Annotated in this window: 15 protein-coding genes and 1 tRNA gene; 12 read left to right on the forward strand and 4 right to left on the reverse strand. The window is 31.7% G+C overall.

Annotated elements, in window-relative coordinates; genetic code table 11:
- The first annotated feature begins 311 nt into the window (after window positions 1–311).
- Window positions 312–1,283 carry a ribonucleotide-diphosphate reductase subunit beta gene (locus EYW44_RS20530; RefSeq protein WP_132727264.1) on the forward strand — a complete coding sequence of 324 codons (972 nt, stop codon included), beginning with the start codon at window positions 312–314 and terminating at the stop codon, window positions 1,281–1,283.
- Window positions 1,284–1,371: 88 nt separating this feature from the next.
- Window positions 1,372–3,756: a ribonucleoside-diphosphate reductase subunit alpha gene (locus EYW44_RS20535; RefSeq protein ID WP_132727267.1), complete on the forward strand. Its 2,385-nt coding sequence runs from the start codon at window positions 1,372–1,374 to the stop codon at window positions 3,754–3,756.
- A gap of 359 nt (window positions 3,757–4,115) precedes the next feature.
- On the opposite strand, the gene amaB is transcribed toward EYW44_RS20535, so the two are convergent.
- Window positions 4,116–5,657, reverse strand: a complete 1,542-nt coding sequence (amaB, locus tag EYW44_RS20540; RefSeq protein WP_132727270.1) for an L-piperidine-6-carboxylate dehydrogenase — start codon at window positions 5,655–5,657, stop codon at window positions 4,116–4,118.
- 187 nt (window positions 5,658–5,844) lie between these two features.
- Between amaB and EYW44_RS20545 the strand changes: the two genes are divergently transcribed.
- The gene (locus EYW44_RS20545) at window positions 5,845–6,822 is read left to right on the forward strand and encodes an isoaspartyl peptidase/L-asparaginase family protein (protein WP_243643706.1); all 978 of its coding nucleotides are present in this window, start codon (window positions 5,845–5,847) and stop codon (window positions 6,820–6,822) included.
- 4 nt (window positions 6,823–6,826) lie between these two features.
- Here EYW44_RS20545 and EYW44_RS20550 read toward each other — a convergent pair whose 3' ends face one another.
- Complete coding sequence (locus EYW44_RS20550) at window positions 6,827–7,300, reverse strand: CYTH domain-containing protein (RefSeq protein WP_132727276.1); 474 nt, start codon at window positions 7,298–7,300, stop codon at window positions 6,827–6,829.
- A 70-nt stretch (window positions 7,301–7,370) separates the two neighbouring features.
- Here EYW44_RS20550 and porZ point away from each other — a divergent pair, with 70 nt between their 5' ends.
- The 7 genes from porZ to EYW44_RS20585 all read left to right on the forward strand — a co-directional run bounded on the left by porZ (window position 7,371) and on the right by EYW44_RS20585 (window position 15,793).
- Window positions 7,371–9,695, forward strand: a complete 2,325-nt coding sequence (gene porZ / locus EYW44_RS20555; RefSeq protein ID WP_132727279.1) for a type IX secretion system anionic LPS delivery protein PorZ — start codon at window positions 7,371–7,373, stop codon at window positions 9,693–9,695.
- A 2-nt stretch (window positions 9,696–9,697) separates the two neighbouring features.
- Entirely contained in the window at window positions 9,698–10,420 is a 723-nt protein-coding gene (recO, locus tag EYW44_RS20560; protein WP_132727282.1) for a DNA repair protein RecO, read from the forward strand.
- 3 nt (window positions 10,421–10,423) lie between these two features.
- Window positions 10,424–12,907 carry a TonB-dependent receptor gene (locus tag EYW44_RS20565; RefSeq protein WP_132727284.1) on the forward strand — a complete coding sequence of 828 codons (2,484 nt, stop codon included), beginning with the start codon at window positions 10,424–10,426 and terminating at the stop codon, window positions 12,905–12,907.
- A gap of 55 nt (window positions 12,908–12,962) precedes the next feature.
- Window positions 12,963–13,823 carry an AraC family transcriptional regulator gene (locus tag EYW44_RS20570; RefSeq protein ID WP_132727287.1) on the forward strand — a complete coding sequence of 287 codons (861 nt, stop codon included), beginning with the start codon at window positions 12,963–12,965 and terminating at the stop codon, window positions 13,821–13,823.
- Window positions 13,824–13,932: 109 nt separating this feature from the next.
- On the forward strand, window positions 13,933–14,232 hold the full coding sequence (locus EYW44_RS20575; RefSeq protein WP_132727290.1) for a DUF1330 domain-containing protein: 300 nt from the start codon (window positions 13,933–13,935) through the stop codon (window positions 14,230–14,232).
- A 21-nt stretch (window positions 14,233–14,253) separates the two neighbouring features.
- The gene (locus EYW44_RS20580; RefSeq protein WP_132727293.1) at window positions 14,254–14,628 is read left to right on the forward strand and encodes a putative quinol monooxygenase; all 375 of its coding nucleotides are present in this window, start codon (window positions 14,254–14,256) and stop codon (window positions 14,626–14,628) included.
- A gap of 37 nt (window positions 14,629–14,665) precedes the next feature.
- The gene (locus EYW44_RS20585; protein WP_132727296.1) at window positions 14,666–15,793 is read left to right on the forward strand and encodes a hypothetical protein; all 1,128 of its coding nucleotides are present in this window, start codon (window positions 14,666–14,668) and stop codon (window positions 15,791–15,793) included.
- 42 nt (window positions 15,794–15,835) lie between these two features.
- Here the strand turns inward: EYW44_RS20585 and EYW44_RS20590 are convergent.
- A tRNA-Leu gene (locus EYW44_RS20590) sits at window positions 15,836–15,917 on the reverse strand.
- Window positions 15,918–16,033: 116 nt separating this feature from the next.
- Between EYW44_RS20590 and EYW44_RS20595 the strand changes: the two genes are divergently transcribed.
- Window positions 16,034–16,975 carry a ribose-phosphate pyrophosphokinase gene (locus EYW44_RS20595; protein ID WP_132727299.1) on the forward strand — a complete coding sequence of 314 codons (942 nt, stop codon included), beginning with the start codon at window positions 16,034–16,036 and terminating at the stop codon, window positions 16,973–16,975.
- A gap of 16 nt (window positions 16,976–16,991) precedes the next feature.
- The gene (locus EYW44_RS20600; protein WP_132727302.1) at window positions 16,992–17,564 is read left to right on the forward strand and encodes a 50S ribosomal protein L25/general stress protein Ctc; all 573 of its coding nucleotides are present in this window, start codon (window positions 16,992–16,994) and stop codon (window positions 17,562–17,564) included.
- Between the two features lie 82 nt (window positions 17,565–17,646).
- Here the strand turns inward: EYW44_RS20600 and purD are convergent, their stop codons facing one another.
- A complete protein-coding gene (gene purD / locus EYW44_RS20605; RefSeq protein WP_132727305.1) occupies window positions 17,647–18,921 on the reverse strand; it encodes a phosphoribosylamine--glycine ligase in 1,275 nt (424 codons plus the stop codon).
- Window positions 18,922–19,150 lie beyond the last annotated feature (229 nt).

Below are 19,150 nucleotides of genomic sequence, written 5' to 3' on the forward strand. Positions count from 1 at the left end.
TTATGGAATCAAAAAGCAACGTTTCTCAGACGTTGCTTTTTTCTTTTATATAGTGTCTCTTTTTTCAGAAAAAAACTCAGTTTTAGAATCCTAGTAAACATCACTACTAGCGGTTTTTTTTGTTTTTAAAGTGTTGTTTTTCAGTTAATTGTGTTAAAAATTAAAAACACCGATTTTAGCAAAAAAACACCAATTTGTTAAAAACTTTAAGTGCTTTGTGAATAAGTATGACTTTATTTTTGTGTTAATTTTTTGAATCTTTGTGCTTCCCTCCGCAAAGGCTTTTTAATAACAAAAAAAAGAACTATAGAATGGCTAATATAGAACCTATTTTACAAGAAAATAAGGACCGATTTGTTATCTTTCCTATTCAGCATAATGACTTATGGGAATGGTATAAAAAACAGCAGGCTTGTTTTTGGACTGCAGAAGAGATTGATTTACATCAAGATTTAGACGACTGGAATAATAAGTTAACAGATGACGAACGCTATTTTATAAAACACATCTTAGCATTTTTTGCTGCTTCTGATGGAATTGTAAACGAAAATTTAGCCGAAAACTTTGTAAATGAAGTTCAATATTCAGAAGCAAAGTTCTTTTATGGTTTTCAAATAATGATGGAGAATATTCACTCTGAAACTTATTCATTATTAATTGATACTTATATTAAAAACGAAGACGAGAAGAATAGTTTATTTAAAGCTATTGAAGTTTTTCCTGCAATAAAGAAGAAAGCTGATTGGGCTTTAAAATGGATTGAGTCAGATTCGTTTGCTGAGCGATTAATTGCTTTTGCTGCTGTTGAAGGAATTTTCTTTTCAGGATCATTTTGTTCTATCTTCTGGTTAAAGAAAAGAGGTTTATTGCCTGGACTAGCGTTTTCAAACGAATTAATTTCTAGAGATGAAGGTATGCATTGTGATTTTGCAGTACACTTACACAATAATCACCTAATAAATAAAGTTTCTAAAGAGAGGATTCGTGAGATTATAATTTCTGCATTAAATATTGAAAGAGAGTTTATAACTGAATCATTACCTGTTAGTTTAATAGGAATGAATGCTAAGTTAATGACTCAGTATTTAGAGTTTGTAACTGACAGACTATTATTAGAGTTTAGTTGTGAAAAAGAGTACAACGCATCAAACCCTTTCGATTTTATGGAAATGATTTCTTTAGAGGGGAAAACAAACTTCTTTGAAAAAAGAGTATCTGAATATCAAAAAGCTGGTGTAAAATCTGGAGGAACTGGGTCTATCAGTTTTGATGCTGACTTTTAGTCGGAACACATAAAAAAATACCAAAAACAATTGAAATCTTGAGAAATTATTTTCTTGAGACTAACCTATATAAAATCAAAATTAAAGCATGTATGTAGTAAAAAGAGATGGCAGAAAAGAACCTGTGATGTTTGATAAAATCACAGAAAGAATCAAAAAGATGTGTTACGGATTAAACAATATTGTTGATCCGGTGAAGGTAGCTTTACGCGTAATTGAAGGGTTATATGATGGTGTTACTACATCTGAGTTAGATAATTTAGCTGCTGAAGTTGCAGCAACTATGACTACTGCTCATCCTGATTATGCTAAGCTTGCAGCGAGAATTGCCGTTTCTAATTTACATAAGAATACTAAGAAATCGTTTACAGAAACGATGACTGATTTGTATGAATATGTAAACCCACGTACCGAGAAGAAGGCGCCTTTATTGGCTGATGATGTATATGAAATAATAATGAAGAATGCTGAAAAGCTTGACTCAACTATCATTTATAGTAGAGACTTCAACTACGATTATTTTGGATTTAAAACTTTAGAGCGTTCTTATTTATTAAAGTTAAACGGACAGATTGTTGAGCGTCCTCAGCATATGTTAATGCGTGTTTCAATTGGAATTCATAAAGAAGATATTGATGAAGCAATAGCTACTTATGAGTTAATGAGTAAAAAATATTTTACACATGCTACGCCAACTTTATTTAATTCAGGTACGCCAAAACCACAAATGTCTTCTTGTTTTTTATTACAAATGCAAGATGATAGTATAGATGGAATTTATGATACATTAAAGCAAACGGCTAAGATTTCTCAGTCTGCTGGTGGTATCGGTTTATCTATTCATAATATTAGAGCTACAGGTAGTTATATTGCAGGTACAAACGGTACTTCTAACGGAATTGTACCAATGTTACGTGTGTTTAATGATACTGCTCGTTATGTAGATCAAGGTGGAGGTAAGCGTAAAGGATCGTTTGCAATGTATCTTGAGCCTTGGCATGCTGATATTTATGATTTCTTAGATCTTAAAAAGAATCATGGTAAAGAAGAAATGCGTGCGCGTGATTTATTTTACGCAATGTGGATTTCTGATTTATTTATGAAGAGAGTACAGGAAGATGCTGAATGGACTTTAATGTGTCCACATGAGTGTCCTCACTTATATGATACTTACGGAGAAGAGTTTGAGCGTTTGTATACAAGTTACGAGCAAGCTGGTAAAGGAAGAAAAACAATTAAGGCACGTGATTTATGGGAGAAAATCTTAGAATCTCAAATAGAAACAGGTACGCCTTACATGTTATATAAAGATGCTGCAAACCGTAAATCTAACCAGAAGAATTTAGGAACGATTCGTTCTTCAAATTTATGTACAGAGATTATGGAGTATACAGCAGAAGATGAAGTTGCTGTGTGTAACTTAGCTTCTATTGCTATTCCAATGTTTGTGGCAGAAGATGAAAACGGAAATAAGTTTTTTAACCATAAAGAATTATTTGAAGTAACTAAGAAAGTAATTAGAAACTTAGATACTGTTATTGATCGTAATTTCTATCCTGTAAAAGAAGCTGAAAATTCTAACATGCGTCATAGACCAGTAGGATTAGGTATTCAAGGTTTAGCAGATGCTTTCATTATGCTAAGGTTACCTTTTACTAGTGAAGATGCTAAGAAATTAAATCAAGAAATTTTTGAAACATTATACTTTGCAGCTGTAACTTCTTCTATGGAAGTAGCAAAAGCAAAAGGAGCATATTCTACATTTAAAGGTTCGCCAATGTCTGAAGGAGAATTCCAGTACAACATGTGGGGAATCAAAGATGAAGATTTAAGCGGAAGATGGGATTGGAAATCGTTACGTAAAGAAGTTATGGAACATGGAGTTAGAAACTCTTTGTTAGTAGCTCCAATGCCAACAGCATCTACGTCTCAAATTTTAGGAAATAATGAAGCTTTTGAGCCATATACTTCTAACATTTATACAAGAAGAGTATTATCAGGAGAGTTTATTGTTGTAAATAAACACTTATTAGAAGACTTAGTAGAATTAGGTCTTTGGAATAACAATATGAAAGAAGAGATCATGAGAGCAAACGGGTCTATTCAACATATTGATGCAATTCCACAAGATTTAAAAGAGTTATATAGAACAGTTTGGGAAATGAGTATGAAAGATATTATTGATATGTCTCGTCACAGAGGGTATTTTATCGATCAGTCTCAATCGTTAAACTTATTTATGAAAGATCCAGATTTTGGTAAATTAACATCGATGCATTTTTATGCTTGGAAGAGTGGATTAAAGACAGGTATGTATTACTTACGTACTAAGTCGGCAGTAAATGCAATTCAATTTACCTTATCAAAAGAAAAAACCAACGAAGACGAACCAATGAGTCCAGAAGAATTTAAAGCAATGGTAGATGCTTCAAAGAACTCAGGTCCAGAGGATTGTTTAATGTGTGGTTCTTAACCAAAGTTAGATTAAAAGGGAAGTTTAAAAGAGAAGTCAGTATGGCTTCTCTCTTTTTTTGCAGATATTTTAAAACAAGAATTAAAAAAGATTCTTTTTTTACATTTTTATTAGTGTGTTGTAGTAAAATAGTTGTTTTTCTTCAATACAAGTGAGTCTAAGATCTGTTGAACCTTTCAAAACTGCATTTCATCGATTAATTAGATTTTGTCTAACCGATTTAAGTAGATTTACTACAAGACACACATTATGTATGATTAAATAACTATAGTCTCTGGGGGGAAACTATATGTTTATTTAATCGCAAAAAAAAGAAGCTCTATAAGAGCTTCTTTTTTTTGTATATGTAATATTATATATTATAAATCGAACTTGATACCTTGTGCTAAAGGTAATTCAGTAGTATAATTTATAGTGTTTGTTTGACGACGCATGTAAACTTTCCAAGCATCAGAACCTGATTCTCTTCCGCCTCCAGTATCTTTTTCACCACCAAAAGCACCACCAATTTCTGCACCAGATGTACCGATATTTACATTGGCAATACCACAATCTGAACCAGCAACAGATAAGAAACGCTCAGCTTCACGTAAGTTGTTAGTCATAATTGCTGAAGATAAACCTTGGGCAACTCCGTTTTGTAACTCTATTGCGTTTTCAACATCTCCAGAATACTTTAATAAATATAAAACAGGAGCAAATGTTTCGTGCTGTACAATTTCAAAGTCGTTAGAAGCTTCTGCGATAGCAGGTTTTACATAACAACCACTTTCATAACCTTCACCTTCTAATACACCACCTTCAACAACAATGTTTCCGCCTTCTGCAACTACTTTTTCTAAAGCAGCTTCATACATTTTTACAGCATCTTTGTCAATTAATGGTCCAACGTGATTGTTTTCATCTAATGGGTTACCAATACGTAATTGTTTGTATGCAGCTACTACAGCATCTTTTACTTTATCGTAAACAGAATCGTGTATAATTAAACGACGTGTAGAAGTACAACGTTGACCTGCAGTACCAACAGCACCAAAAACAGCACCGATTACAGTCATTTTTATATCAGCATCAGGAGTAACAATAATAGCATTGTTTCCACCTAACTCTAATAATGATTTTCCTAAACGACCAGCTACTTCTTTAGCTACAATTTTACCCATACGTGTAGATCCTGTTGCAGAAACTAATGGAATACGAGTGTCTTTAGAAATGTATTCTCCAACAGTGTAATCTCCATTTACTAAACAAGAAATACCTTCTGGTAAATTGTTTTCAGCAAAAACTTCAGCAGCTATATTCTGGCAAGCAACACCACATAATGGAGCTTTTTCAGATGGTTTCCAAATACATACATCACCACAAACCCATGCTAAAGCTGTGTTCCAAGACCAAACAGCTACAGGGAAATTAAATGCAGAAATAATTCCTACAACGCCTAAAGCATGATATTGCTCGTACATTCTGTGTCCAGGGCGCTCAGAATGCATAGTTAAACCATGTAACTGACGAGATAAACCAACTGCAAAATCACAGATGTCAATCATTTCTTGAACTTCACCTAAACCTTCTTGATAAGATTTACCCATTTCATAAGAAACTAGCTTTCCTAAAGCTTCTTTTTTCTCACGTAACTTTTCACCAAACTGACGTACAATCTCACCACGTTGAGGTGCTGGCATCAATCTCCATGTTTTAAAAGCAGAAGTTGCAGACTCCATTACTTTTTCATAATCTTCTTTTGTAGAAGCTTTTACTTTACCAATTAATTTTCCATCTACAGGAGAGTATGATTCTATAATTTCTCCATTAGAAAAATTAACAGTACCTGTAGAAGTTCCTTCATTTATATCTTTCAAACCTAAAGTTTGTAAAGCTTCTTGAATACCAAAATCTGCCATTTTGTATTTACGTTTTAGTTGTTTAAATTGAAGTCAAATTTACAAATAAATCATCAATCAATAAATTAAACAAAAAACATCTTTTTTGTTTGAAATAAAACTTAAAATGAAACATCTTTTCTACTGCCTATCTTTTCTTATAATAACTATCAGTTGTACAACGCAACCAAAACAAGAAGAGAAAATAATGTCTACTCCAACTCAAGTAAATGATTTTGCAATTGTAATTCATGGAGGAGCAGGAACTATTTTAAAGAAAAATATGACTCCTGAGAAAGAAAAAGAATATATAGCAAAATTAGAAGAAGCAGTAAAATTGGGATATACTATTTTGAAAGAAGGAGGGACAAGTGCAGATGCTGTAGAAAAAACAATTCAAGTAATGGAGGAATCTCCTTTGTTTAATGCAGGAAAAGGAGCTGTGTTTACGAATGAAGAAACTAATGAGTTAGATGCTTCTTTTATGGATGGAAAAACATTAAATGCAGGAGCTGTAGCTGGAGTAAAAGATATTAAAAGTCCAATAGCAGCAGCCAGAAAAGTAATGACAAACTCAAACCATGTAATGCTTTCTGGAAAAGGTGCTTCTATTTTTGCAAAGAAAGAAGGGTTGGAAATTGTTGATCCAAGTTATTTTTTTACAGAAAGAAGGTTTAAATCTTTACAACGTATAAAGGATAAAGAAAAAACAGAGCAAGACCATGATGATCAAAAAGCAGCATTTTATGATGCAGATATTAAGAATGCAAAATTTGGTACTGTTGGTTGTGTTGCTTTAGACAAATCAGGAACAATTACAGCAGGTACTTCAACAGGAGGTATGACTAACAAACGTTGGGGTAGAATAGGTGATGCTCCTATTATTGGTTCTGGAACTTATGCGAATAATAAAACATGTGGTGTTTCATCTACAGGATGGGGAGAATATTTTATAAGAGCACAAGTTGCTCACGATATTTCAGCTCAAATGGAATATAAAAATGCAACACTAAAAAATGCAGCTGATGATGTTATTCAAAACAAATTAACTAAGCTAGGAGGAACTGGAGGTATTATAGCTATTGATAAGTTAGGTAATATTGTATACGAATTTAATACAGCAGGTATGTACCGAGCTTCTATGGATGATAAAGGTAGTTTAGATGTAAAAATATATAAAGACTAATTTTTTAAACCCATTCTTTAAAAGATAGTTTACTTAAATTAGAATTGTAGTATTTTGCTTCTCCAGTAACTTCATTTCCTAGCCAAAGAGGTTTTTGAAATGATTCACTTTCAGAAGATAATTCTATTTCAGCAATTATTAAACCTTCATTATCGCCTAAAAATTCATCAACTTCGTATATATGATTATCTGATTTAATTAAATAGCGATACTTTTCAATAATTCCTTTTTCACATAAATTGAACAAATCAGAAGCTTCTTTTTTAGAAATTTCTTTTTCCCATTCGAATCTAGTGGTTCCTGATTTGTTTGATTTACCTTTTATTGTTAAAAAGCCTTGATCATCTTTTATTCTTACCCTAACTACACGTTCTTTATCTGAGTTTAAAAAACCTTGTTTGATATACACTTTTTGGTATGAATCTACTATAAAATCAGTATTAGCTACTAAAAACTTACGTTCTATTTCTAAACTCATGTTTTCGATATTTCAATTTTGTACGAATGTATCGCTTTTGTCGTTATTATTAAATACCTTTGAAGTTAATATGAACAAATGTATCTTATTTTTCATTCTGTTTGTTTCAATACATTCTTATTCTCAAACAGATTTTAGCAATCAATGGGAAGATTTTTTTTCATATAATAATGTAAAAAAAATCACTTTCACAGATAATACGTTGTATGCATTAACAGATAATGCTGCTTTTACTTATAATTTATCAACAGAAGAAACTCAAAAATTATCGTCAGTTAATGGATTGTCAGGAGGAACTACTGCTGCTTTTCATTACAATGAAACATATAATCGATTAGTAATAGGTTATGACAATGGTTTAATAGAAGTAGTTAACGATGATGGAACTGTTACTGTTTCTCCAGATATTGTAAATTTTAATCAATCAGGATTGAAACGAATCAATCATATCTATGAGCATGATAATAAATTATATTTAGCAACATCGTTTGCTATTATTGTATATGATATTGAAAAGTTAGAGTTTGGAGATACCTATTTCATAGGTCCTGGTTCTTCTAGCATAAATATTTATCAAACTACAGTTTTAAACAATACTATTTATGCGGCAACGGAAAATGGAATTTATACTGCTGATGTTAACAATAATAGTTTAATAGATGCTAGTAATTGGACTTTACAGTTTCCTGGGAATTACCAGAAAATAGTTACTTTTTCATCAAATGTATACACTGTACAAGGAAGTAGTGTGTCTCGAATTAATGGAACTACTTTACAGAATGTGATTTTATTAGCAGGGAATATTATTGATATTACAGCTTCTGATACGCATTTAGCAGTTTCTTTAAATAAAAGTACAACAATTTACGATGCAGCATTAACTGCTGTTGGTAGCAATACAGTAAGTAGTACTTTTGATTTTTCTTTGAATTCGGCGCAATATTTTAACGGAAAGATTTTTCTTGCTACTGAAAGATTTGGGGTGCTTTCTGGTGATGTGGGGTTACAAAATTACACAGAGATTCATCCAAAAGGACCATTGGCAAATACTCCTTTTTCTATTGATGTACACAACAATAATTTATGGATTGTTTATGGAGGTTATGATGCTACTTTTACACCATCTCAAAACAGACAAGGTTTTTCTCGTTACAATGGAGAAGACTGGTTTAACACTCTTTTAGATCCGTCAGATTTATTTGGAGATTTGGTAAATGTAACGATAGATAAATCACAAGAAAACCATGCGTTTATAAGTTCTTTTGGAGATACCAATCGAACAACGACTAAATTAACAGGAGGGTTATATGAAATTCAAGATGATCAAATCATCAATTTTTACAATCATTTGAATAGTCCTTTGCAAGATGTAGTACCAACCAACCCTAACCGAGTTACGATACGTATTTCAGATACAGCTTTTGATAGAGATCAAAATTTATGGGTTACCAATGTTGAAGTAAGTTCACAATTGAAAAAATTAAGTCCCGCAGGACAATGGACAAGTTACGATCTTAACGAATTGTATGTAGATAAAAACAGACCAGGTATGTCTGAAATAGTAATTGATAATACCAACAGTCTTTGGATAACTACGAGAGGTAATGGTGTTTTTGTTTTTAATGAAAACGGAAATAGAAAAAGAGCATTAACAACAGAACCTACTAAAGGGAGTTTGCCTAATATCAATGTAAAATCTATCGCATTAGATCAAAATAATCGTATGTGGATTGGTACTGTTGCTGGTTTGGTAGTTTATAACAATCCAAGTAGAATTTTTGATGAAAATGTGTATGATGCAGCACCAATTATTATTGAAGATGATAACGTAGCTAAAAGATTACTTGGAGATCAAACAGTAAATGCAATAACTGTTGATGGGGCAAATAACAAATGGTTTGGAACAGATAATGGAGGTGTTTTATATACAAATCCTAATGGTCAAAATACTTTAGCTAATTTTAATACTGAAAACTCACCATTACCATCAAACAAAATTTTAAAAATTGCAATTAACGAGTCTTCTGGTAAAGTTTTTATAGCTACAGATAAAGGTTTAGTTGCTTATGATAGTAAAGTAGCTCCTTTTGGTGATGAATTAGGTGAGGTGTATGCGTATCCTAATCCGGTTTTAAATGTTCACGATTCTGTAACAATCAATGGAAGAAATGGAACAAACTTACCTAAAGGAACAAACCTTAAAATTTTAGATGTTGCTGGTAATTTAGTGTATGAAACTAATGTAGTTGAAGGGCAACAATTAGAAGGAGGTAAAATAGTTTGGAACAAAAGAAATTTAGCTGGTCAGAAAGTAGCTTCAGGAGTTTATATTGCCTTATTAACAAATGATGACGGAAGCGAAAGTACTTCAACTAAAATTGCCATTGTTAATTAGAAATGGCAGTTGTAACTACTAAAACGATTGTTTTAAATGCAATCAAATACAGTGACACTAGTTTAATAGTTAAATGTTTAACGCAAAAAGAAGGTGTAAAATCTTACATGCTTAGAGGGATTTTAAAATCCAGAAAAGGAAAACTAAAATCAGCGTACTTTCAACCATTAACACAACTAGAAATTACAGCTAGTCACACCAATAAAAATACACTAAATTCTATAAAAGAAGCACGTGTTATTTATCCGTATTCATCAGTGCCTACTTCAATTGTAAAGCAAAGCATTGTTTTGTTTTTATCTGAAATACTAACGAATATTATTCAAGAAGAAGAAGAAAATGAACAGCTTTACAATTACATTGAAGCTTCTTTAATTTGGTTAGATACACATAATTCTATTTCAAATTTTCATTTGCTATTTTTACTCAATTTATCTCGATATTTGGGGTTTTATCCAGATGTATCAGATAGTGATAAATCTGGGTTCAATTTGCTAGAAGGAAAGTTTACTTTTTCTAGCAACGACAAATTAACCATAACCGACAAAAATTTAACACTCTTTAAAAGGCTATTAGGCACAAATTTTGATGCTATTCATACGCTTTCTTTTCAAAGTAAAGAAAGACAAATAATACTTAAGATAATTATTCAATATTTTGAGTTACATTTGGACGGCTTTAGAAAACCGAAGTCTTTGGCTATTTTAGAAACAGTGTTTAACTAACTTATGAAACATTTAATTTTATTTTTTTTATTTATTTCAACTACTCTTTTCTCACAAAAGATTACCATTTTTGATGCGGAAACCGGAAAAGTTGTAGAAGGAGTAGCTTTGTATAACAAGAGTAAAACTGTTTCAGCTGTTTCCGATAAGAATGGTATGGCAGATATTACATCTTTCTCTAATGAAACCATTTATTTTTCTCATGTTTCTTATGCACAAATGACCGAGAAAAAATCGGCAATTCTTTCAAACAATAACATAGTATACATTTCAAAAGAGTCTGAACAATTAGATGAAGTTGTTGTTTCTGTTTTTAAAAATGAAGCAAAAACCAATCGAATAGCAGAACAGATTGAAGTGATAAAAACAAAAGGGATTCAGAAAATAGCTGCACAAAGTTCAGCGGATGTTTTAGCGGTAATTCCTGGAATAAAAGTTCAAAAATCTCAATTCGGAGGTGGAAGTCCTATTTTAAGGGGAATGGAAAGTAACCGTGTGTTGTTAGTTGTTGATGGGGTTCGAATGAACAACGCTATTTACAGAAAAGGACACTTACAAAATTCTATAACGGTTGCACCAAATATGTTAGATAAAACAGAAGTTGTATTCGGACCAACCTCTGTAACTTATGGTTCTGACGCTTTGGGTGGTGTAATTCATTATTACACAAAAACGCCAAAAATTTCAGATAAGAAAGAAGTAAAAACGAGTGTGTTTTCTCGTTTTTCTACGGTTAACAGCGAAATAACCAATCAAGGTTCTGTTGAGTTACGTTTTCCTAAATGGGCAAGTTTTACAAGTGTTTCACATAGTGATTTTGGCGATTTGCAAATGGGAAATAATAGATCACACGGATTTGATGATTGGGGAAAAATATTCTATTATTCTGAAAATTTAAACGGAAACTACAAAGAAACTCCAACGTTAAATACAGATCCTAATTTGCAGAGAAATACAGGGTATCATCAAACAGATATTTTACAGAAGTTTTTTATACCACTTACTCAAAATACCGACTTAAAGTTTAACATACAATATTCTACTTCTTCAGATGTTCCAAGATTTGATAGGCTTGCTGAGTTGACTGATCCATCAGATGTTTCTTCTTTAAAGTTTGCAGAATGGTATTATGGTCCTCAAAATAGATTATTAGTATCATCACAATTAAATATCAACCCTAAGAAAAGTTGGTTGCAAAAAGGAACGATTACATTAGCGTATCAAAACATTCAAGAAAGTAGAATACAAAGAAGGTTTGGTAGTTTAGAAAGATCTTACAGAGAAGAAGATGTTGATGTATATAGTTTAAACGGAGATTTTACAGTTCCATTAGCTAAAAATAGAAACTTAGGTTATGGTTTTGAGGTTGCTTACAATGATGTAGGTTCTACATCTTTTGGTAAAGAATTAAACATTGTAAACAACCAAATTCAAGGATTTTCTAATGATTTTAATGTGCAATCTCGTTATCCAGATGGAGGAAGTAGTTATTTAAGTTCTGCTTTGTATATGGATTACAGGCAAGATCTTTCTGATAAATCTACCTTAAATTCAGGTATTCGATTAACAAATACTCAATTAAGAGCTAAATGGATAGATACTTCATTTATTACATTACCAGATTCTGATATCAGTTTAAATAACACTGCATTAACTGCTACACTAGGATATGTTTACAAACCAATTAGAGGATGGCAATTAAATGCTGTTTTATCATCAGGATTTAGATCGCCAAATATTGATGATGTTGGAAAAATCAGAGAAAAAAGTGGACGTTTAACCATTCCAAATGTAGATTTAAAGCCAGAACATGCATATAGTGCAGAAATAGGTCTTCAAAAATATTTCAATAAAAGAAGGTTTAAAGTAGGGGCAAACGTGTATTATACTTTATTGAATAATTACATCTATAGAGATTTCTTTATGCAAGAAGGTGGCTTAGTGTTACAGTATGACGGAGAAACATTTGACAGTGCTGATAAAGTAATTTTAGCAAATGTGAATAGAGGAACTGCATATATTACTGGTTTTACACTTAATTATCAAGGAAAACTATACAGAAATTGGACAACTTCAGGGTCTGTAACTTATACAAAAGGAAAAACCTTTGACACCAAAGAACCAATGTCATCTATTCCACCTTTATTTGGAAATTTTGATGTGAATTATACCATAGATAAATTTGAATCGGGAGTTAATTTCCGTTTTAATGCTAAAAAAGATATTAGCGATTTTAATATTGATGAAGGTATCGATAATCATGATTTAACTCCATTCATAGGAGTGGATCCTAATGATGGCGAAGATGTCTTTTTTGGATCTCCTAGTTGGTATAGATTTGATGTTTTTTCAAGATATAACCTTAATGAAAATATTACATTACAAGGAAGGTTAGATAATATTTTTGATAAGCACTACAGAGAATTTGCTTCTGGAGTTTCTGCACCAGGTAGAAACTTTTCGTTAAGTTTAATCGCTAGCTTCTAAAAACACTTTCATCAATTATCGTTAAATTGTACGAATTAATTCAATAATTAAAACAATGCCTAGAACGATTATTGAAAATATTGTAATAAAACACTACGAAAATGAAACGTATTTTGATTTTTGTAGATACACTAGTATTCGTTTTTTTGAGATTCTATATTTTGAAAAAGGAACAGGAAACCTTAAAATTAATGGAAAAACAGTTCCGTATACAGATAATACTGTCTTTGTTTTTATTCCTGATGATATTTATACTGTAAATGTAGATAGTGCCACTACCGTTACTACCATTAAATTTTTAAAAAGCTTTTTCAATAATCCTGTAAATACGACTACCACATTACCAATTAACAAATGGTTTAGAAATATAGAAGGTATTTTGTATAATGAAATCCGTCAGTTAAGATTGTTAGAATTTGAAGAAAAATTTGAAAAAGATAATCTTACTTCACTAATAAAACTACTCACAAAAGAATATTTGAAAGATGTTGCTTATGATGCATTCGTAGTTGAAAATTCATTGTCTATGAGTTTGCATTTAATAGCAAGAAATATGCGAGTTAAAGCTACTAATTTAGTTACTAAGAAAACATCTTCAAAAATACAGGATATTATAAATTATATTCAAGTTAATATTTATAACCCGCAAACATTATCTACTAAAAATTTAGCAGAAGAATTTAATATAGCAGATAACTATATCAGTCAATATTTTAAGAAAAGTATGGGAATGAGTATTAAAAAATACATTCTTAATTATAAACTAAAGTTGGTTGAAACTAGGTTAAAATATACAGATATGCAATTTGCAGAGATTGCTTTAGAACTTGGTTTTACAGATGCTAGTCATTTAAATAAAACGTTTTTAGCCTATAAAGGAATTACTATAGGAGCTTTTAAAGAAAGTTTAAAGTAATAACAAGAAAAAGCTACTTCATTTTTTACACGTATCACCTTTTTTTTTACTCGATAAAACAAACAAGGCTACAATAATTTTGTAACCATAATAACAAAAAAATAATAATATGTTTTATTCAGTATTAGATGTAACACCAACTATAGACACTTGGATTCCAGCTTACATAGCAGAAACAGGAAAAATAGTAAAAAAGCACGGAGGAAAGTATTTAGCAAGAACAGCTTCTCATGAGCAAATAGAGGGAGAAGACGCACCAGCAGCATTAAGAATAATTTTAGAATGGCCTTCAAAAGAAGATGCATTAAATTTTATGAACGATGCAGAATATATACCACATTTAGAAGCTAGAACAGCAGGTTCTGTAAGTCATCATTTTTTAATTGAAGCAAAAGACGATTTAGCTTAATAATTACTTATTAATAAAAGTATGAATACACAAGACAACAATACTAATTTTGAAAATATAGGTTGGATAGTTGAAGCAAAGATTAAAGAGGGTAGGAGAGAGGATTTTAAAGTTATAGTAGATGAAATTGTAGCAGAAACCAAAAAAGAAGGAGGTACATTAAATTACCAATATTATGTTTCTGATGATGGTGATGTTTTAGTATATGAACGTTTTGCAAATATAGAATCTGCTCATATCCACATTACAAATTGGGATAATTTTGCTGAGCGTTGGTTAGATGCGGCACCAGGTACACGAATGGTGCACTTAGGACATCTTCCAGAAGAACTTACAAGTCGTCATGCAGCTTTAGCTCCTAAATTATTGAAACCTTTCGGAGGATTTGCTCGATAATGTGAACATCAGATTTAAGAATAAAAAAACAGAACACATGAAGAAAATAGTCTCTTTTTTATTTTTGATATTATGTTTAGTTACTATTTCATGTAATACAGCAAAATCAGAAATTAAAAAAGTAAAAACAGTAGCTAATAAAGCTGAAAAACTTCAGTCTAAATTATTTTTAAACTTACCAGAAACATTTAATTCTCCAGCTAGTGGTGATATAGATACATCAGGTAATGTTTATTTTACTTCACCAAATTTTCATAACGATGTATTAATTAAATCTGGTGATATGAAAACTCCTGCAGTTCCAACAATAGGAAAGATTGATGCAAATAATAATTTAACTACTTGGTATACATTTCAATCAGAAGATATGGAAAAAACAAGTGGTAAAGTAGCTCCCTTCGGATTAGCTTTTGGACCAGACGGCAATGCTTATGTTGCAGATATGCAATTATGGTTTGGAGGCCAATCGAGAATTTTAAGAATTAATGTGGAAAATGGAAAAGCATTAGGTGTTGAAGTGGTAGCTGAAGGAATGTCTTTTCCGAATGCATTGGTTTGGAAAGGGAATGATTTATATATTTCTGATACCGTTTTAGGAGAGACAGAACAAGGGAAACAAATTAGTGGTGTGTATAGAGTCAATTTATCAGAATTAAATGCTGAGAAGCCATTAAACATTAGTGCAAATGTAAACGCTGAGAATCCTCATTTGTTTGAAACGTTTATTTCTGATGGAAGTTTAAAGTTTGGTGCCAATGGTTTGGCTATAGATAGTAATGGAGATTTATATACAGGAATAATGGAAGAAGGATCTGTGTATAAAACCACAATAGATGATCATAACAATAAAATTGCAACAACACTTTTTGCGAAAGGTATGATTGCAACCGATGGAATGAAGTGGGATGCAAGAACTGATAAACTTTATATTACAGATTTATTTGCCAATGCGGTCTACAGTATCGATAAAAGTGGAAAGTTAGAACTTTTGGTAAAAAATGGAGATACAAATGGTGCAGATGGAAAATTAGATGGTCCATCGGAAGTTGTGATTCGAGGCAAAGATATAATTGTAATGAATTTTGATGCAGTTTTTGATAACCCTAAAATGGTTAATACAAAGGCAGATTTTCCTTATACGTTAAGTGTTATAACGTTAAATTAATAAATTAAAAAAGGTATTTGTGATGACACAAATACCTTTTTGTACTCAAGGTGGGAATCGAACCCACACTCCCGAAAGAACTGGATTTTGAATCCAGCGCGTCTACCAATTCCGCCACTTGAGCAATCGAGGATGCAAATCTAATTAATTTTATTTTAGATTTAAAATAAAATCATTTTAATACTGTTTAAAATAATTTTACTTTTGCAAACACAACAAAACATAAAACACAACAAATAAATGTCTTGTAATCAACTGACTCCTAAATTGTTTGCTTGCAGACAGAGTATGGAGCTTGCGAAGAAGATTGCAGCAGAATATGGCGAAGGATTAGGAAATGTAAAAATTACTCCTTTTAGCGACGGCGAATTTCAACCTGCTTTTGAAGAATCTGTACGTGGTAGACGCGTTTTTATCATAGGATCAACTTTTCCTAATGCAGATAACTTAATGGAAATGTTATTAATGTTAGATGCAGCTAAAAGAGCTTCAGCAAGACACATTACTGCTGTGATGCCTTATTTTGGATGGGCTCGTCAAGACAGAAAAGACAAACCAAGAGTAGCAATTGGAGCTAAATTAGTAGCAAAATTATTAGAAGCCGCTGGTGCTACTAGAATTATGACTATGGATTTACATGCTGATCAAATTCAAGGTTTCTTTGAAAAGCCAGTAGATCACCTTTTTGCTTCCACTATTTTTATGTCGTATATAGAAAGTTTAGAGTTAGAAAATGTAACTGTAGCTTCTCCTGATATGGGAGGTTCTAAAAGAGCTTATGCATATTCTAAATACTTATCTAGTGATGTAGTTATTTGTTATAAGCAAAGAAAGAAAGCAAATGTGATTTCTCATATGGAGCTAATTGGTGAGGTAGAAGGTAAAAATGTCATTTTAGTAGATGATATGATTGATACTGGAGGTACTTTAACTAAAGCTGCTGATTTAATGATGGAAAGAGGGGCAAAATCAGTACGAGCAATTTGTACGCACCCTATTCTTTCTGGTGACGCATACGAAAGAATTCAGAACTCTAAATTAACAGAGTTAATTGTTTCAGACACAATTCCTTTAAAAAAGGATGTTTCTAAAATAAAAGTTGTATCTTGCGCACCTTTATTTGCTGATGTGATGCATAAAGTTCAAGACAATACATCTATCAGTGATCAATTTTTAATGTAATTTAAATATATAAGTAATGCAATCAATTACGATCAACGGATCTCAAAGAGAAAGCGTAGGAAAGTCAGCAACTAAGGCTCTACGTAATGCTGGAAAGGTTCCTTGCGTATTATACGGAGGAGACAAACCTGTACATTTTTCAGCTGAAGAAAAAGCGTTCAAGAATTTAGTATACACTCCAAATGTATATACTGCATCGATTGAACTTGACGGTACAACTTATGCTGCTGTTTTACAAGACATTCAGTTTCACCCAGTAACTGATAAAATCTTACACATTGATTTTTATCAATTATTTGATGATAAAGCGGTAACTATGGAAATTCCTGTAAAATTAGTAGGAAGTTCTAAAGGTGTTATGGTTGGTGGTGCCTTACGTCACAACATGCGTAAATTAAAAGTAAAAGCTTTACCAGCTGATTTACCTGATTTTATTGAAGCTGATATTACTGAATTAGAAATCGGTAATAAGTTATACGTAACTGCTTTAGAGAATGATAAGTATACATTCTTACACCCAAAGAATACGGTTGTAGCTCAAGTACGTATGTCTCGTAACGCTGCTAAGGCTGCTGCTGCAGAAGAATAGATAACAATACTATTTGATAAATAAAAAACGTTTAAGAATTTTCTTAAACGTTTTTTTATGCTGTGATATTTGATTTAGATAATTATTTTAAATCAAAACCAATATCTTTTCTATAGTTCATTTTTTCAAATGAAATTTTATCAATGTTTTTGTAAGAAGTAGTTAAAGCTTCAGTAATTGTATCACCAAAAGAAGTAATAGCCATAACTCTACCTCCGTTTGATACTACAGAGTCATTGTCTTTTTTAGTACCTGCATGAAAAACAATAGAGTCGTCAATTGATTCGAAACCAGAGATTGTTTTTCCCTTTTCATATGCTTCAGGGTATCCGCCAGAAACTAACATTACAGTAGTAGCTGTCTTAGAAGTAACTTCAAAACTCTTTTCAGCTAAATTTTGATTCGCTACACCTTCAAATAAATCTAATAAATCAGAATCAATTCTTGGTAATACTACCTCAGTTTCAGGGTCACCCATTCGAACGTTATATTCAATAACAAAAGGATTTCCGTTTACATTCATTAAACCAATAAAAATGAAACCTCTGTAATCGATACCGTCTTTTTGTAATCCATCTACAGTTGGTTTTATAATACGATCTTCTACTTTTGTTAGAAAATCTTCATCAGCAAAAGGAACTGGAGAAATAGCTCCCATACCACCAGTATTTAAACCTGTATCTCCTTCACCAATTCTTTTATAATCTTTAGCAGAAGGCAATACTTTGTAGCTTTTTCCGTCAGTTAAAACGAATACAGATAACTCAATTCCGTCTAAAAACTCTTCAATAACTACAGTTGCAGAAGCACTACCAAATTTTTCATTGGTAAGCATTTCTGATAACTCTTTTTTAGCTTCTTCTAAAGAGTTTAAAATTAATACTCCTTTACCTGCAGCTAAACCATCAGCTTTTAATACATAAGGAGCTTGTAACGTTTCTAAAAAGGCAAATCCGTCTTCTAAAGTATCTTTAGTGAAAGATTGATATTGAGCAGTAGGTATGTTATGCTTTTGCATAAATTGCTTAGAAAAATCTTTACTTCCTTCTAACAAAGCTCCATCTTTTTTTGGTCCAATTACAGGAATTGACTTTAATGCATCATCAGACAGAAAAAAATCATGTACACCATCAACTAAAGGTGCTTCAGGTCCTACAACAACCATATTTACATCATTTTCAAGCACTACTTTTTTAACAGCGTCAAAATCTGTAGCATTAATGGCAATATTAGTAGCTATAGCATCTGTACCTGCATTTCCTGGTGCTACAAAAAGTTTATTGATTTTTTTACTTTGTGATAATTTATATGCAAAGGCATGTTCTCTACCGCCTGAGCCTAATATTAAAATATTCATGTTGTTGTGTTGTTATAGGTTGCAAATATAGTTTGGTTTTTTCAATTATCGATAGCATTCATGGCTTGAAATTGTAGCGATAATTTTTAAGATACATTTACTTTATTTTATGAAGTCATCTTGACTTTTTTTGAGAAAAAATTAAGGGTTGTAGATATTTGTGTTGCGAAACATAAAAACACAACCCTATGTACCAAGTACTAAGCAAAGATATGATAGAATTAGAAAT

It is taken from the genome of Tenacibaculum sp. M341 (genome assembly GCF_004337695.1).
GTDB lineage: Bacteria > Bacteroidota > Bacteroidia > Flavobacteriales > Flavobacteriaceae > Polaribacter.

Coding starts and splice junctions, on each gene's coding strand:
- EYW44_RS20535 (WP_132727267.1), top strand. CDS start 1,372: ATGTATGTAGTAAAAAGAGATGGCAGAAAAGAACCTGTGATGTTTGAT.
- recO (WP_132727282.1), top strand. CDS start 9,698: ATGGCAGTTGTAACTACTAAAACGATTGTTTTAAATGCAATCAAATAC.
- EYW44_RS20570 (WP_132727287.1), top strand. CDS start 12,963: ATGCCTAGAACGATTATTGAAAATATTGTAATAAAACACTACGAAAAT.
- EYW44_RS20575 (WP_132727290.1), top strand. CDS start 13,933: ATGTTTTATTCAGTATTAGATGTAACACCAACTATAGACACTTGGATT.
- EYW44_RS20585 (WP_132727296.1), top strand. CDS start 14,666: ATGAAGAAAATAGTCTCTTTTTTATTTTTGATATTATGTTTAGTTACT.
- porZ (WP_132727279.1), top strand. CDS start 7,371: ATGAACAAATGTATCTTATTTTTCATTCTGTTTGTTTCAATACATTCT.
- EYW44_RS20595 (WP_132727299.1), top strand. CDS start 16,034: ATGTCTTGTAATCAACTGACTCCTAAATTGTTTGCTTGCAGACAGAGT.
- EYW44_RS20565 (WP_132727284.1), top strand. CDS start 10,424: ATGAAACATTTAATTTTATTTTTTTTATTTATTTCAACTACTCTTTTC.
- purD (WP_132727305.1), bottom strand. CDS start 18,921: ATGAATATTTTAATATTAGGCTCAGGCGGTAGAGAACATGCCTTTGCA.
- EYW44_RS20530 (WP_132727264.1), top strand. CDS start 312: ATGGCTAATATAGAACCTATTTTACAAGAAAATAAGGACCGATTTGTT.
- EYW44_RS20545 (WP_243643706.1), top strand. CDS start 5,845: ATGTCTACTCCAACTCAAGTAAATGATTTTGCAATTGTAATTCATGGA.
- EYW44_RS20580 (WP_132727293.1), top strand. CDS start 14,254: ATGAATACACAAGACAACAATACTAATTTTGAAAATATAGGTTGGATA.
- amaB (WP_132727270.1), bottom strand. CDS start 5,657: ATGGCAGATTTTGGTATTCAAGAAGCTTTACAAACTTTAGGTTTGAAA.
- EYW44_RS20600 (WP_132727302.1), top strand. CDS start 16,992: ATGCAATCAATTACGATCAACGGATCTCAAAGAGAAAGCGTAGGAAAG.
- EYW44_RS20550 (WP_132727276.1), bottom strand. CDS start 7,300: ATGAGTTTAGAAATAGAACGTAAGTTTTTAGTAGCTAATACTGATTTT.